Genomic DNA, 14,004 nt, shown 5'->3' on the forward strand with positions numbered 1-14,004 from the left:
CGTGGTTATCCTCCGGGAGGGCGATCACAGATCCGGTGCGTCACCGGTCGAGCCCCCGCACGTCGCTCGGAAAGCTCGCCGTACGTGGGCACAACGTCGCCGTACCGTGCCCGCCGCCGACCTCAAGCGGGCAGCACCCGAGACGGCCCGGCGGCTCCGTCGTCCTCTTCGGCCTCCTCCTCGTCCGCTTCAGATTCGTCTTCTTCGTCGTCGGCGTCTCCGTTGTCGTCTGTTTCAGATTCGCCTCCGTCTTCTTCGTCGTCGGCTTCACCGTTCTCTTCCTCCTCGGATTCGTCACCGTTCTCTTCCTCCTCGGATTCGTCACCGTTCTCTTCCTCCTCGGATTCGTCACCGTCGCCATCGCCGTCGGTCTCGACTCCCTCGCCTTCCTCTTCTTCGCCATCGCCCTCAGTGGCGTTCTCGTCGTCGGACTCGTCGCTGTCGGTGGCGTTCTCGCGCTCGTCCCCACCGTCCGTCACGGGTGGGCCGAGTGGTACGTCGCTGTCGTTCTCGCCAGTCTCGTTCTCGTCGCCGGCGCCGCCGTCCGTCACGTTGCCGTCGGTAACGTTCCCGTCAGTTTCGTTCCCGTCGGTGACATTCCCGTCGGTGACGTTCCCATCGGTGACGTTGCCGTCAGTCTCGTTGCCGTCAGTCACGTTCCCGTCGTCAGGGACGACCGGACCACACGCGATTTCGACCGTCTCGTTCCCGACCTCGGTCGGGTCGACGCCAGCGGTCAGGGTCGTGACCGTGTAGTTGCCGTCGCTCAGTCCGACGAACGTCGTCTCGTTCGTGCCGGTGCCCGCGGCGCCGAGCGCCTGGGTCGCCTCGTACCCATCGGGGCCGTCGACCGTCACGTTCACGTCGACCGCGGCGGGGTTCGCGACGCCGAGCGTCCCGGTTCCGTTTCCGTCGAGACAGCCGGTGGCGACGACGACCGCGGACGGGCCGGGGCCGCAGTCGACGGTGACCGTCTCGCGCCCGACCGTCGTGCGATCCGCGCCGTCGGCTGTCACCGTCCGAACGGTGTACTCTCCGTCCGCGAGTCCGGGCAGACTGAGCGTGTCGTTCTCCCCTCCGTCGGCGTCGAGGGTCGTTCGCCGTTCGAAGCCGTCCGGCCCCGTGACCACGACGCGCACCGACTCGTCGTTCGGGTTCGCGACCGTCACGTTCCCGCCGCCGCGCTCGCAGGCCGCGGCGACCGTCACCACGCTCAGGTCGTCGTCCTCGTCCTTGTCGTCGTCACGGTCGCGGTCGTTGTCCCGGTCCTTGTCCCGGTCATCGTCCCGGTCCTTGTCCCGGTCCTTGTCCCGGTCCTTGTCTTGGTCATCGTCACTGTCGTCGTCCGTCCGCTCGTCGACGCAGTCGCCGTGGAGCAGGTACGCGACACCGCCGTCGCCGGCCTGCGGCGCGCCGACCAGCACGTCTGCGGCGTCGTCGCCGCCGGCGTCCCCGGCGTCGGCGACCGCCGTGCCGGCCTCGCCGCCGGCGTCCGCGCCGCGCAGGGTCGCGTCGGCGTCACGGAGATTCGTCTCTCCGGGCTCGACCGCGCCGTCGACGAGGTACGCCGCGCCGGAGTCGTTGCCCGCGACCGTGTCGCGCTGTGGCGCGCCGACGAGCACGTCGGCGGCGTCGCCGCAGGCCGCACCGGCGAGGCCGACCGAGAAGCCAGCGCGGTCTCCGGCGTCGATGCCGTACAGCCGGTGGTCGGCGTCGCTCAGGTCCCCGTCTGCGATGTCGCCACCGAAGACGACGTACGCCGCGCCAGCGTCGGTGCCGGTGGCGTCGGCGAACGGCGCGCCGACCACGATGTCGTCGACGCCGTCGCCGTTCACGTCAGCGCCGCCGGCGAGGGCGTACCCCGCCCCTTCGCGCGCCGCGGTGCCGTCGAGGCGCGCGTCTGCCGTGGCGAGACTGCGTGTGCCGCCGGAGAACACGTTCGAGAGCACGTACACCGCGCCGTGATTCGAGGCGTTGGCGCTGACCTTGTCGGCACCCGATGCGCCCACCGCCACCTCCTCGCGACCGTCGTCGTCCACGTCGCCGACGCCCGCGACTGCGACGCCCGCGGCGTCGTTGTCGTCCTCGCCGAGGAACGTGGCGTCGGCGTCGGCCAGCGAGCGTGCGCCCTCGGCGCCGTCGCGCAGGTCGACGACGTACACCGCGCCCGACGACGTGCCGGCGGTCGTGTTGGCCGCGCGCGCGCCGACGACCACTCCGCCGCCGCTGTCGTCTGCGAGGCGCCCCGCGTCGACCGTGCCGACGGCGTTGCCGGCCCCGTCGTTCGCGCCCACGCCGGCCAGTCGGACGTCGGCGGCGGCGGTGATCCGCGCCGACCCCGACAGCGACTCCCCGCCGTAGACGACGTACGCCGCCCCCGAGTTGTTCGCCGCCGCGTCGGCGCCGGGCGCGCCGATCACGAGGTCGCTGTACCCGTCGCCGTCCACGTCGCCGCCGGCGACCGCGGAGCCGAGGCTGTCCCCGGCGGCGGCGCCGTACAACACCAGGTCCGCGTCGGCGACGCTGATGTCGCCCCGGTCGACGGGTCCGTAGAACAGGTACACCGCGCCGGCGCGCTCGCCGCCGGAGTCGTTTCGCGGAGCGCCGACTAGGACGTCGTCGACGCCGTCGCCGTTCACGTCGCCCACGCCCGCGAGCGTCCGCCCCACGCGGTCGCCCGAAGCGCTCGCTCGAACGCGGGTGTCCGCGTCCGCGAGCGTCGTCCGACCGCTCAGTACCCCCCGTCTGTCGTGTGTGACCCGGTCACCGTCGCCCGTTCCGAGGCTCGCTGGATCTGCCGACGCCGCCGAGGCGACGGGTCCACCACCAGTCGGTAGCACCGCGCCAGCGACCGGCGCGGCAACCACGAGCACCACAGCGACCGCGACGACCACCGCCGGTCCGTCTACTCGCACCATGGCGCCGGGCACGGGGAGGACCGTCCTTGTTATCCACTCTCGGTAGCGAGCGACGCGCCCGTAGCGCGGTGTTACGGGGCCCCGTCGCCAGCAGGACCGTCGGAGAATCGAGTGACTGCGACCGGGTGGTTCGGCTGCCGGATGGACGACCGCGATGGTCGGTGGTCGTCGACGGCGGCGCGGTCAGGCGGTACGCTCGGTCGACAGCGAGAGGGCGCGGTACCGTCAGCGGCGTGTGTCGCTAAGGTGGGGTTTCGACGCGTTCGACTCGGCCTACGCCTCGTCGAACGAGTCGGGACTCCGTCCCGCCTGTTCGACCCGGATTAGACCGGGTCGAACATCGCAACGCTTCGCGCTGCTGGCTCGACGAGCCTACGCCTCGTCGAACAGCGTCTCGCCGTCGACCATGTGCTCCTCGACGGTGTCCATGTCGAGGGTGACGCCGAGGCCGGGTTCCTCGGGGATGGTGATGTAGCCGTCCTCGATGACGTCCTCCTCGACCAGGTCCTCCCACCAGCCGAGTTCGTACGAGTGGTACTCGACGGCCAGCGAGTTCGGGATGGCCGCGCCGACGTGGGCGCTCGCCATCGTCGCGACCGGCGAGGAGACGTTGTGCATCGCGACCGGGACGTAGTACTGGTTCGCCACGTCCGCGATCTTGCGGGTCTCGCGCATCCCGCCGACCTTCGGCATGTCGGGCGCGATGATGTCGACCGCCTGATTCTCGATGAGGCGACGCTCCTCGGTGACGCGGTAGCGGTTCTCGCCGACCGTGATCGGCGTGACGGTGGACTTCGTGACCTCCTCTTGCACGTCGAGGTTCTCCGGCGGCACGGGGTCCTCCAGCCACCACACGTCGTACTCCTCGATGGCGTTCGCGAGGCGCTTGGCGGAGCCACCCGAGAACGTCCAGTGGCAGTCGAACGCCACGTCGGCCTTGTCCTTCACGCGCTCGGTCACCGCCTCGACGATCTCGGCCTTGTGGCGGATCTCGCCCGGCCGCAGGTGGCGGTTCGCGCGGTCCTTTTCGTGGCCCGAGGGCACGTCGAGGTCGAACTTCAGCGCGTCGTAGCCCAGTTCCTCGACGACGCGTTCGGCCTCGTCGGCACACGCCTCGGGGTCGGCCTCCTCCTCGGTGTGGCAGTCGCAGTAGACGCGCATCTTGTCGCGGTACTTGCCGCCCAGCAGCTGGTACGCCGGGATCTCGAGGATCTTGCCCGCGAGGTCGTGGAGTGCGATCTCGATGCCGGAGATGGCGGTGACGGTGACGCCCTCGACGGAGCCCTCGCCGGACATCTTCTGGATGAGGTGCTCGTACAGGCGGTCGATGTCGAGCGGGTTCTCGCCGACGACCATCGGCTTCATGCGCTCGATGAGTTCCGGGACGCCCGCGCCCCAGTACGCCTCGCCGGTGCCGACGATGCCGGCGTCGGTGTACACGCGCACGAGCGTCCACGGGAAGTTCCCGTCGACCATCGTGCACTGCACGTCCGTGATCTCGACGTCGCGCCCGCCGCCGCGCTTCGCCGTCACACCCATCGTCTCGCTCGACAGTTCCCGCATCGTGTACTCCGCGTTCGGGTCGTGGAGCGAGTCGTAGTTCCTGCTCATGACTGGGCATTTACTCGCATTAGTGTAAAGGTTGACTGTCCGCGCGTCGGCGCGGGCGACGGTGGGGCCGAGTCGCTCGCGCGCCGCCGACTCACCGACCGCCCGAGTTGCGGATCAACTCGACGGCCCGGTAGGAGCCGTACGAGAGGCCGAGGAAGCCGACGACGAACACGGCGCCACCGGCGACGAGGCCGTAGTCGCGCCACGTCACGTTGACGACGACGAGCAGGAGGTACACGAGTCCCGCGAGCGCGGGGATGCCGAGGATCGCCGCGAGGATGGACTTGGTGTCGTCGTACGGGCGGCGTCTGGACACAGTAGCCTCCTGTGGAGAGGACACCTAAAACGCCGTCGGGAATCTGCCGTGCGAGTAGCTCACGTCGAGGAGTTCGTCGACGACGCTCCCTCACTCCCGGAGCTGAGTGGACAGTCGGCCTTCGTCGCTACCGAATTGGTGATGGTGGCGTCGAAGCCGTCTGCCGTGACAGCGACTGTGACCGTGGCTACGTCGTCCTCGAACACCACATCGAACGCTTCGCGGTTGCCGACGTTGACCGAGCCCTCGTCGACGTGAACGCCGTCGGTACGGTCGGCATCGGCGCTCGTGATGCGATCGACGGTCAGCGTCGTGGAGTACCGGTTGGTCACGCGGACTCGGACCGGCGCCGTCCCCGACCCCGGGCCATCGTTCCCCTTCTCACAGGCGACGACGCCGACGTAGGCGTGCTCGTCGTCGACCACGGCGACGTTCACGGTCCGGTCGGCGGCGACGGACCCGAAGCCGGCTGAACCGACGCTCAACCCGGTCACGACCACCGCGAGCAGCACCAACTTGAGCGTCCGTCGGGCCATACTCACTCGACTCCGGGGGGAACGTCGTCACCGCCGAGTTTCATGCCGGTCGAGTAGTAGCGGTTCGCGGTCGCCGACACCGTGAACGCGACGACGACGAACGCGAACCACCCCAGGTCGGGCACCAGCGTGAACGGGTAGGCGCCGACCCACACCGCCGCCAGCAACGCCGCCGACACCGCCGACAGCCCGAGGTAGTACTCGCTCCACGGAATCTCGTTGCCGCGCACGACGTCGAGGTAGATTTCGACGTCCTCCAGCGCCGGCGTCGCGTCGACGGTGCCGCGGTCTTTGTCGAACTCGACGAGGCCGGCGTCGTCGAGGCGTGGGAGGTGCGACTGCTGGAGCGCGGTGTACACTCGCTTTCGCTCGGCGTAGTCCACCTCGGCGACGGTGACGTCGTTCTCCCAGGCCGCGACGCGTTCGGAGAGATCCCCCAACTCGTGAGTGCGCTCCTCTGCCGTCGCAATCGCGTGGAGCGCGTTGCGTCTCCGCGTGTTCCCGAGGACGTCGAACAGTTCCTCCTCGGAGACGCCGTGCGGCTCACCGTCCTCGTCGTCGTACCCGCTGGCCGTGGTCCGTTCGGCCGGGCCGCCGCCGCTGGGCATCGTGGTCCCCGACATGTCCTTTCATACTTGTCTGACATTTGTCGTCCAATAAGTGTGTCCGTTATTTTCACTTACATTTCTCCGGTGGCAGTGGTTTATATACTCCAGCAATCTCCCGTGGAAATTTGGCTTTATTTCGGTGGCAGAAGTTTGTAATATCTCGGCACCCACCTCGATCTGATCCTCCCTGAACAGCCGTGAATCGGCGCACTGGTGCCTCAGTAGTGTCATTTCGGAACGCGGCCGATCGAACCGCGATCTGCTCGATCCCGGCGGTTCAGGGTGGGTCTGTGGGTATCACAGCGCGATCCTTCAGCCGCTCAGACAGGTCAATACAGTAACCAACCCTGTGGTAGCCATGAGTGAGCACACCTCCGAGACGGTGTGCGTGAACAACGATGCAACGACGCAAGTTCCTCGCAGGTGTGGGATCGCTCGCGGCCGGCACGGCCGCTGCAATGGGTACGGGTGCGTTTTCGATCGTCTCCGCGAGCCGTTCGCTCAACGTGAACGTCGCGGGTGACCGGCAGGCGTACCTCGGCCTCGACCCGTCGATCAGTCAGTACGCGTCGATCAACTCCAGCGGCCAGATGGAGTTGGAGTTCGACGGCTCCAACGGCCAGAACGGCGCGGGGCTGAACGACGAGGCGAACTCGCTGTTCCAGAACGTCTTCAAGATCACCAACAACGGCTCAGACTCGATCAACGTCGTCGTCAGCGGCCTGGACACGAGCACGAGCGACGGCGACGGTGTGGACCCGATGACGGTGTACTGGACGTCGAGCGAAGTCGACGAGAACTCGCCGGCGTACACGGAGATGTCCGTGATGACCGGCTCCCCCAACCCGCTCGGGGACGAGAACTGGGGGACCACCACGCAGCTCCTCACGCTCGACGCCGGTGAGAGCGCGTACATGCACCTGGAGTTCTACCTGAGCGACTCGAACACGCTCAGCGACGTCAAGACGAACCCCGCGGACATCCCCGAGGAGCTCGGGCTGTACGCGCAGGGGTACAACCGCTGAGAATCGCCGGCCACGACTACCATCCGTCGTCACGCCGTCCGGCGTGAGCGGGTGATGGATACTACCAACATATGAAACGACGGAACCTCGTGCTGGGAATCGGAGCCTCTCTGCTGAGTCTCTCGACAGCGATGGGGACCGGGGCGTTCTCCACAGTGAGTGCCTCACGTACCGTGTCGGTCTCCGTCGCTGACGACGACGACGCGTACTTGGGGCTCACCCAGCGCGGGAGCGGTCGGCGATCGTACACCGACGGCGTCCCCGATACGATCGGGTTCGACATCCCCTCCCCGTCTGACGACGACTACGGGGGCACCGACCCCGAGGGGCTCGGGGCCGACTCGGTGTACCGATTCGGACACGACGCCGGGAACGACGAACGCGGCCTGTTCGCCGTGAGAAACCAGGGGACGAACCCGATCCGGGTGTACAGCACACAACCGGACCGGGAGGACGTGCCGAGCGTCGTCATGTACGACATCGACTCCGGCGACACCCTGACCGAGAGTGACCCGTCGGCGGTGCTCGGCGTCGGCGACGTGCTCGTCTGCGGACTGGAGATCGACACGTACGGCGTCCCGGTCCGCGAGGACGAGTACGACCTGACGCTCACGATCAACGGCGTCGCGACGAACGAGTAACACCCACTCGGAGCACGGCGGTTCGACTCCGCCGGTGGGTTTCACAGATCGTAATGAAACGAGTCGCCGCCGCGGTCTCCCTGCTGGCCCTCTCGGGAGCACTCGTGTTCCCATCAGCCGCCGCACCGTTCGCCCTCTCCCAATCTGACGTGATCACGCAAGACGTGTCGCTCGCCCCGACGTCTGCCCCCAACGGCGACTACGCCTACCTCGACGACGACGAACTCGTCGTCGACCTCACCGCCTCGAACCCGAACCTCGCGGGGGACGCCGAGGGGGTCAACCCCGACGCCGTCACGACCATATCGAACGTCTTCCGGATCCACTACAACGGCTCGCAGTACGCGCACGTCTGGATCACAGACGAGTCCGACGCCGTGACGTTCGTCGTCGACGGCGAGCCGATCCAGTCCGAGGCGGCCAACGTCACACTCGGGCCGAACGAGTCGGTCGCAGTCGGGGTCGTCGTCGACACGACCGGCGACGGCGGCGACGGGCTGATCGACCAGATCCAGGTGAACGCCCGTGTCGCCGACCCCGAGACGGCGACCGTCGCGACCGGCGGCGGCACGGGCGGCGACGACTCGGACGACACGAGCGTCGGCGTCGCCACCACCTCGATCCGACAGTCCGCACCGAGCGAGACCGAGCGGCGGGTCGAGGTGCGCAATCCCGACGGGTCGGTCGGCGTCGACCTCGACCCACTGCCGCTCGACGCCGGCGGGAACGTCACGCTCGACGAACTCGACCTCACGGCGACCGGCGGAGCCACCGTCGACCTCGGACTCGACGTGTCGGCGCCGGACACCGACGCCGGCCCCGGGTCTCTCCTCGGCGTCGAGTCGCTCGGGGCCGTCGCGGTGACCGAGGCGGACGCGGGCAGCGTCGACGCGGCGACGCTCCGGTTCAGCGTCTCGCCCGCCTACCTCGACGCCCGGAACGTCGACTCAGACGATCTGACCGTGTTCCGGACCAGCGACGGGGAGACGACGACGCTGCCGGTCCGTGTCGTCGGGGAGCGCGACGACGGTCGCGTCGTCGTCGAAGCCGACACCCCCGGGTTCTCGACGTTCACCGTCGCCGCGCTTCGGCCGGCGATCCGAGTCTCCGAGGCGTCGCTCTCGACGACCGACATCGAGGTCGGGGAGCGGACGACCGTCACTGCCCGGGTCAGCAACGACGGGCGCGCCGCCGGCGAACGGACGCTACGGGTGACGCTCGACGGCGACCTGGTCGCCGAACGGGTCGTCGACCTCGCTCCGAACGAGACGACGACCGTGACGGTCGACGTCGCCCCCGACGGGCCGGGGAGCTACGAGGTCGCCGTCGACGGCACGACTGCGGGCACCCTCGTGGTCGCGGATGGAGAGTCGACCGACGACGCGGCCGCCGGTGGCGCAACCCTGACCGAACAGTCCGACCTCGGAGACACCACGCCGGGTGGAGCGTCAACTTCGGGGGCCGGGACGGTCGCGGACGGCGAACCCGACGTGGCGACCGCCGGTCCGGTCGAGGAGCCGGCGGGACTCGGACTGCCCGAGGTCGGCGGCCTCACGGTCGCGGTCGCGCTGGTGGTCGCGACGCTCCTGCTCGTCCGGCGCGTCTCTCGGTGACTCGTGGACCGAACGCTTTCGTGGGTTCGGGTCACACACCCGGTGATCGTCGCGTGCTAGACGAACACCGATCGGTTCGCGCGGAACTGCGTCGACGCGGCCGCGTCCGCGACTGCCTCGCGTTAGCGGTCGTCCCGGCCGTCCTCGTCGCGGTGTTCCTGCTCCCGGAGTCGACCCGGCGCGGGCTGGCGTTCGTCTACCAGCGACCGACCCTCGCGACCGCGTACACGGCCCACTTCGTCCACCTGTCGCTCGACCACCTGCTCGCCAACGTGCTCGGCTACGTGCTGTTGGCCGGCACGGGCTACGTGCTCGCGGTGCTCGCGGGCGCTCGACGGCTGTTCGGCGCCGCGGCCGCGACGAACCTCCTCGCGTTCCCGGTCGTGCTCTCGGCGCTGAACCTGGCGATCCCGAGAGACGCCGTCGGCTACGGCTTCTCCGGCGTGACGATGGCGTTCGCCGGACTGCTCGCGGTCGTCGGCGCGGCGTACGCCGGTCGACGACTCCACCCCGCGGTCGGCGTGCGACACGCGCCGGGCGCGTTCTTCGCCGTACTCGCGCTCGTGTCGGTGATCGTGTTACCCTCGGTCCCGCTCGCGTGGGCGCTCGCGTCGGTCGCCGCACTGGGGGCGCTCGGGTACGTGGGCTCGGCCGCGCGGGCGCTCCGCTCGCCCGCCGCACCGTCAGCGTGGCGCGGGGTCAGCGACCCGGGGTGGTCGGATATCCTCGTCGTCGCCGCAGTCGTGTTCTTCGGCTACCCGTTCGTCGGCTTCCCGGCGGACGTTCGCAGTGGTGGCACGCTCACCAACGTGTACGTCCACCTCCTCGGGTTCTGTCTGGCGTTCCTCGTCGCGTACGTGTGCGCCGAGTCCGGGCTGTTCGGCGCTGGGTCCGATCGGGGCCACCCCTGACTGTCGGTGGTCCGCCGAACGCGGGGCTCAGGGTCGGCCTGAGCGGCGTCACACTCGGGCATCGATCCCGCGGACTGCTCAATACAATGACGGGTCCTCCCCATCGGCAGAACACACTCGGGACCCGGGTGTGTGCAACCATGGATCGACGGAAATTCCTCGCAAGTGTGGGATCGCTCGCCGCCGGAACAACTGCTGCCGTCAGTACGGGCGCGTTCAGTCGAACGAGTGCGACTCGTTCGGTGAACGTACGGACTGTTGGTGACGCGGCCGCGTACCTCAAATTGAGCGGTGGCCAGTACGCCAACTACAACGAGAACGGCGTGCTGGAACTGGAACTGGACCGGATAAACGCCAACTCAGACGTCGAGTTCTCCGACGTCTTCAGGATCAGTAATCAGGGCACCGACCCCGTCGGGATATTCATCGACGAGGGGAGCGCGAGCTACGCGTTCCAGAACGGGAACGGACCGGCGGAAGCGCCGTCGGAGGCGGGCTCGGACGGGATGTACAACGTCCTCAGTAACGCGGGCTTCAATCAGGCCGGGTGGTACGACGACGACATCACCACCGGAGAGGACATCAACGGGCCGAAAGCGCTCCCCAGCGGCTACCGGCCGTCGCCGCCGGACGGGAACAGCGCGAACAATCGGACCTTCGGCACCGACAAAGATCACATTCTCGCGGTCGGTCAGAGCATCTCGCCGGACTGGTACATCTTCGACACGCCCGCCGACCCCTCCGACCTCGACATCACCGGCGAAATCGTGATCCTCGCGTACTCGAAGGACTACGTCGACGCAGGCAAGGGGCCGTAATCGCGACCGACAAGTCGACGTACTGACTGCGTCGGTGACGGTCGATCAGCGGCCGTCCCGGCGGACCCGAGCATTCTTGTCTCCCGCAGCGAACACGTCATCGAATCGATGGATGCCCGACGACTCCTGACGCTCGGCACCGAGGTGCTCCTCGTCGTGTTCGTCGTCTCGTTGGTCGCCGGCCAGGCACTCGGGCAGCCGATCCTCCTCAGTTACGTCGAGACCGGGAGCATGGCGCCGACGATGGAGCCCGGTGACGGCTTCATCGCGGTGCCGGCGGCCATCGCGGGCGAACCAGAAGCGGGCGACGTGGTCACCTTCGAGGCCGAGGAGTTGAACGGCGGCGGCCTCACCACCCACCGGATCGTGGGCGAGACCGACAGGGGGTACATCACCCGTGGGGACGCGAACCCGTTCATCGACCAGGACGGCGACGAACCGCCGGTGAAGGACGCCCAGATCGTCGCACACGCGCTCCAAGTCGGCGACTCCGTGGTCGTCCTCCCGGGGGTTGGGACCGGCGTCGTGGCCGTGCGCGGGGTCCTCTCGGGCGCACAGCGGTGGGTCGCGACCACGGTCGGCAGTCGGTCGCTGCTCGGGACGCAGGGAATCGCGTACCTCGTGTTGGCCCTGTCTGCGCTGGGCTACGTGGTCGACCTCCGCCGCGGGGGCGACGGCGCGACGCGGGACCGCACTCGGTCGACGGACCGCGACGAGGGGGTTTCGACGCGACTGATCCTCGTCGGTCTCGCCGGGATGGTGGTCGTCTCGGCGACGGCGGCGATGGCCGTCCCCGGGGGGACCCAGCAGTTCGGGATCGTCAGCGCGGAGTTCGACTCGGAGAACCCGACGGTGATCAGACAGGGCGAGTCCGCGATGCTCGAGTACCGGGTCCCCAACGCTGGGCTCGTCCCGGTCCACGCGTACGTCCGCCCGGCCAGCGACGGCGTCGACGTCGCGCCCGACCACGTGTTCGTCTCGGGACGGGCAGAGGGCCGCGTGTCGGTGACGCTGTCGGCTCCCCCGGAGACGGGGTACTACCGCCGCTACGTCGCCGAACGGCGGTACCTCGCGGTGTTACCCGAGCCGTGGATCCGGGGCCTGTCACTGGTGCACCCGTGGCTCCCCATCGTCGCCATCGACGCGCTCCTCGCTGGGAGCCTGTACGGGCTCGGAGTGCTCCTCGTCGACGGGAGCCGGATGCGGCGTCGCTCGCACGACTCCAGACACGAGCGCTCGACGCTGGTGCGCCTGTGGCGGGTCTTGTCGCGGTAGTTCCCGCGACCGATAGTCCTTTGACACGTCGACCCACAGGCAGGTTCGATGGACGAGGCCACGCGTCTGCGCGTTCGGGCCGTACTATCGTCGTGGGCGACGCTGTTGTTGGTCGCCGCGGTCGTCGTCGGCGCACTCGGCGCGTGGGCGACGTACGGCGCCCACGTCGCGCCGGGGACGACGACCGAGGAGCGGACGACGCAGGCGTGGAGTACGACTGCCGACTTCGACCACTCGGCGACGGTCACCCGGGAGAACCCGCTGTTCCCGGTCGGCACGGAACTGTCGAACCGCTCGACGTACTTCACCGCCGCCGCGCCGGTGCTCGACGGGACGTTCACGGTGGCGCCGCGAGGGCTCGACGGCAACGTCTCCGTCGACCTCGCGGCGACGCTCGTGCTCCGCTCGGCGGACGAGGAGACCACCTACTGGCGGGACACGCGGCCCCTCGCCGAGTCGAGCGCCGCCGGCGCCGACGGCCCGGTCTCGCTGGCCTTCTCGCTGAACGTGACCGAGGTGGCCCAGCGCATCGCGACCATCGAGGAGGGCATCGGGACGACGCCCGGCGAGACGAGCGCCGCGGTCGTCGTCGACGCGCGCGTGGCCGGCACGGCCGACGGCGACCCGAGCAGTCTGGCGTTCTCCCGACGGCTCTCGCTCGGACTGGCCGGCGACACGTACACCGCCACCGCGCCGGGGTCGACCACCGAGACCGTCGAGCAGACCACCACGGTCCGGGTGCCGGACACCGCGGGGCCGCTCCGATCGATCGGTGGCCCGTTCGCCCTGCTCGTCGGCGCGGTCGCGGCGGGCGGTCTGGGGTACGCCACGCGTCGGACGGACCTCGCGCTCGACGACCACGAGCGTGCTCGACTCGACTACCTCGACGACCGAGCGGAGTTCGACGAGTGGATCGTCGCCGTCGAGTTGCCGCCCCCGGCGGACGACGTCACTGTCGCGGAGGCAGCCTCGCTCGCGGATCTAGTGAATCTCGCGATCGACACCGACACCGCGGTGCTCGAAGCACCCGGCGAGGAACTGTTCACCGCCGTCGCGGACGACCACCGCTACACGTATCGACCGCCGGCACCGACCGCGGACCGCGACGGCGGCGCCCTCGCTGGGACGGTGCTCGGGGGGAACCACACGGAGAACGGAGCCGACGCGACCGCCGACGGCAGTGATCCGCTGGCGGTAAACGGCGACGACCCAGCGGCGACCGCCGGCGCCGCCGACGACGGCGGCGACGACCGCGATGATCCGACGACTGCCGCGCCTCCCGACGCCGAGCGCGAGTGAGCCGGCGCCCCCGTCACCCGATCAACAGCCGCAGGTTCAGCGCCGTCGTGAACGCGCCGACGAACGACAGCACGACCGGCGGGAGGTAGTAGCCGACGCGGTCGCCAGCGCGGGCGCTGGAGAGGCTGATCGCGAGGCAGACGCCGAACACCACCAACTTCACCGCGATCAGGCCGGCCTCGCCGAAGCCGCCGACCGCGGCGGCGATGAGCGCGTTCGCCTCGTTCACGGTGTCCGAGTAGCCGATGAGCGCGAGCGTCGTGACGATGTCGCCCACGCCGTACGTCACGGTCGCGACGAACCACAGCCGCGAGAACTCGACGGCGTCGAACGGCGTGTCCGACAGCGAGAGCCACCTCGCTGACTCGGCGGTGGTGTCGTCACCGGCGTCCGCTGTCATACCGACGAGACGGCGGCGACGGATGAAAACACT

At 69.2% G+C, this 14,004-nt stretch carries 13 protein-coding genes; 7 read left to right on the plus strand and 6 right to left on the minus strand.

Annotated elements, in window-relative coordinates; translation table 11 throughout:
• Nucleotides 1–122: 122 nt before the first annotated feature.
• From P0R32_RS06055 to P0R32_RS06075, 5 genes are all read right to left on the minus strand, one after another.
• On the minus strand, nucleotides 123–2,918 hold the full coding sequence (locus P0R32_RS06055; protein WP_276239054.1) for an integrin alpha: 2,796 nt from the start codon (nucleotides 2,916–2,918) through the stop codon (nucleotides 123–125).
• Nucleotides 2,919–3,290: 372 nt separating this feature from the next.
• Nucleotides 3,291–4,529 (minus strand): mandelate racemase/muconate lactonizing enzyme family protein, encoded by a 1,239-nt coding sequence (locus P0R32_RS06060; protein WP_276239055.1) that lies wholly within the window; start codon nucleotides 4,527–4,529, stop codon nucleotides 3,291–3,293.
• 91 nt (nucleotides 4,530–4,620) lie between these two features.
• Complete coding sequence (locus P0R32_RS06065; RefSeq protein ID WP_276239056.1) at nucleotides 4,621–4,845, minus strand: hypothetical protein; 225 nt, start codon at nucleotides 4,843–4,845, stop codon at nucleotides 4,621–4,623.
• A gap of 59 nt (nucleotides 4,846–4,904) precedes the next feature.
• Nucleotides 4,905–5,381 carry a hypothetical protein gene (locus P0R32_RS06070; protein ID WP_276239057.1) on the minus strand — a complete coding sequence of 159 codons (477 nt, stop codon included), beginning with the start codon at nucleotides 5,379–5,381 and terminating at the stop codon, nucleotides 4,905–4,907.
• A gap of 2 nt (nucleotides 5,382–5,383) precedes the next feature.
• Complete coding sequence (locus tag P0R32_RS06075) at nucleotides 5,384–6,004, minus strand: DUF7344 domain-containing protein (protein ID WP_276239058.1); 621 nt, start codon at nucleotides 6,002–6,004, stop codon at nucleotides 5,384–5,386.
• A 383-nt stretch (nucleotides 6,005–6,387) separates the two neighbouring features.
• Here P0R32_RS06075 and P0R32_RS06080 point away from each other — a divergent pair, with 383 nt between their 5' ends.
• From P0R32_RS06080 to P0R32_RS06110, 7 genes are all read left to right on the plus strand, one after another.
• Complete coding sequence (locus P0R32_RS06080; protein WP_276239059.1) at nucleotides 6,388–7,014, plus strand: hypothetical protein; 627 nt, start codon at nucleotides 6,388–6,390, stop codon at nucleotides 7,012–7,014.
• 173 nt (nucleotides 7,015–7,187) lie between these two features.
• Entirely contained in the window at nucleotides 7,188–7,655 is a 468-nt protein-coding gene (locus P0R32_RS06085; RefSeq protein WP_276239060.1) for a hypothetical protein, read from the plus strand.
• A 53-nt stretch (nucleotides 7,656–7,708) separates the two neighbouring features.
• Nucleotides 7,709–9,268: a PGF-pre-PGF domain-containing protein gene (locus P0R32_RS06090; RefSeq protein WP_276239061.1), complete on the plus strand. Its 1,560-nt coding sequence runs from the start codon at nucleotides 7,709–7,711 to the stop codon at nucleotides 9,266–9,268.
• Between the two features lie 53 nt (nucleotides 9,269–9,321).
• The gene (locus P0R32_RS06095) at nucleotides 9,322–10,179 is read left to right on the plus strand and encodes a rhomboid family protein (RefSeq protein WP_276239062.1); all 858 of its coding nucleotides are present in this window, start codon (nucleotides 9,322–9,324) and stop codon (nucleotides 10,177–10,179) included.
• A 242-nt stretch (nucleotides 10,180–10,421) separates the two neighbouring features.
• Nucleotides 10,422–10,997 carry a hypothetical protein gene (locus P0R32_RS06100; protein ID WP_276239063.1) on the plus strand — a complete coding sequence of 192 codons (576 nt, stop codon included), beginning with the start codon at nucleotides 10,422–10,424 and terminating at the stop codon, nucleotides 10,995–10,997.
• 108 nt (nucleotides 10,998–11,105) lie between these two features.
• Nucleotides 11,106–12,272, plus strand: coding sequence for a S26 family signal peptidase (locus tag P0R32_RS06105; protein ID WP_276239064.1), 1,167 nt, complete (start codon nucleotides 11,106–11,108; stop codon nucleotides 12,270–12,272).
• Nucleotides 12,273–12,320: 48 nt separating this feature from the next.
• Complete coding sequence (locus tag P0R32_RS06110; RefSeq protein ID WP_276239065.1) at nucleotides 12,321–13,571, plus strand: DUF5305 domain-containing protein; 1,251 nt, start codon at nucleotides 12,321–12,323, stop codon at nucleotides 13,569–13,571.
• 13 nt (nucleotides 13,572–13,584) lie between these two features.
• Here the strand turns inward: P0R32_RS06110 and P0R32_RS06115 are convergent, their stop codons facing one another.
• The gene (locus P0R32_RS06115) at nucleotides 13,585–13,971 is read right to left on the minus strand and encodes a DUF5658 family protein (RefSeq protein ID WP_276239066.1); all 387 of its coding nucleotides are present in this window, start codon (nucleotides 13,969–13,971) and stop codon (nucleotides 13,585–13,587) included.
• Nucleotides 13,972–14,004 lie beyond the last annotated feature (33 nt).

Origin of the sequence: Halobaculum marinum (genome assembly GCF_029338555.1) — an archaeon.
Taxonomy (GTDB): Archaea; Halobacteriota; Halobacteria; order Halobacteriales; family Haloferacaceae; genus Halobaculum; species Halobaculum marinum.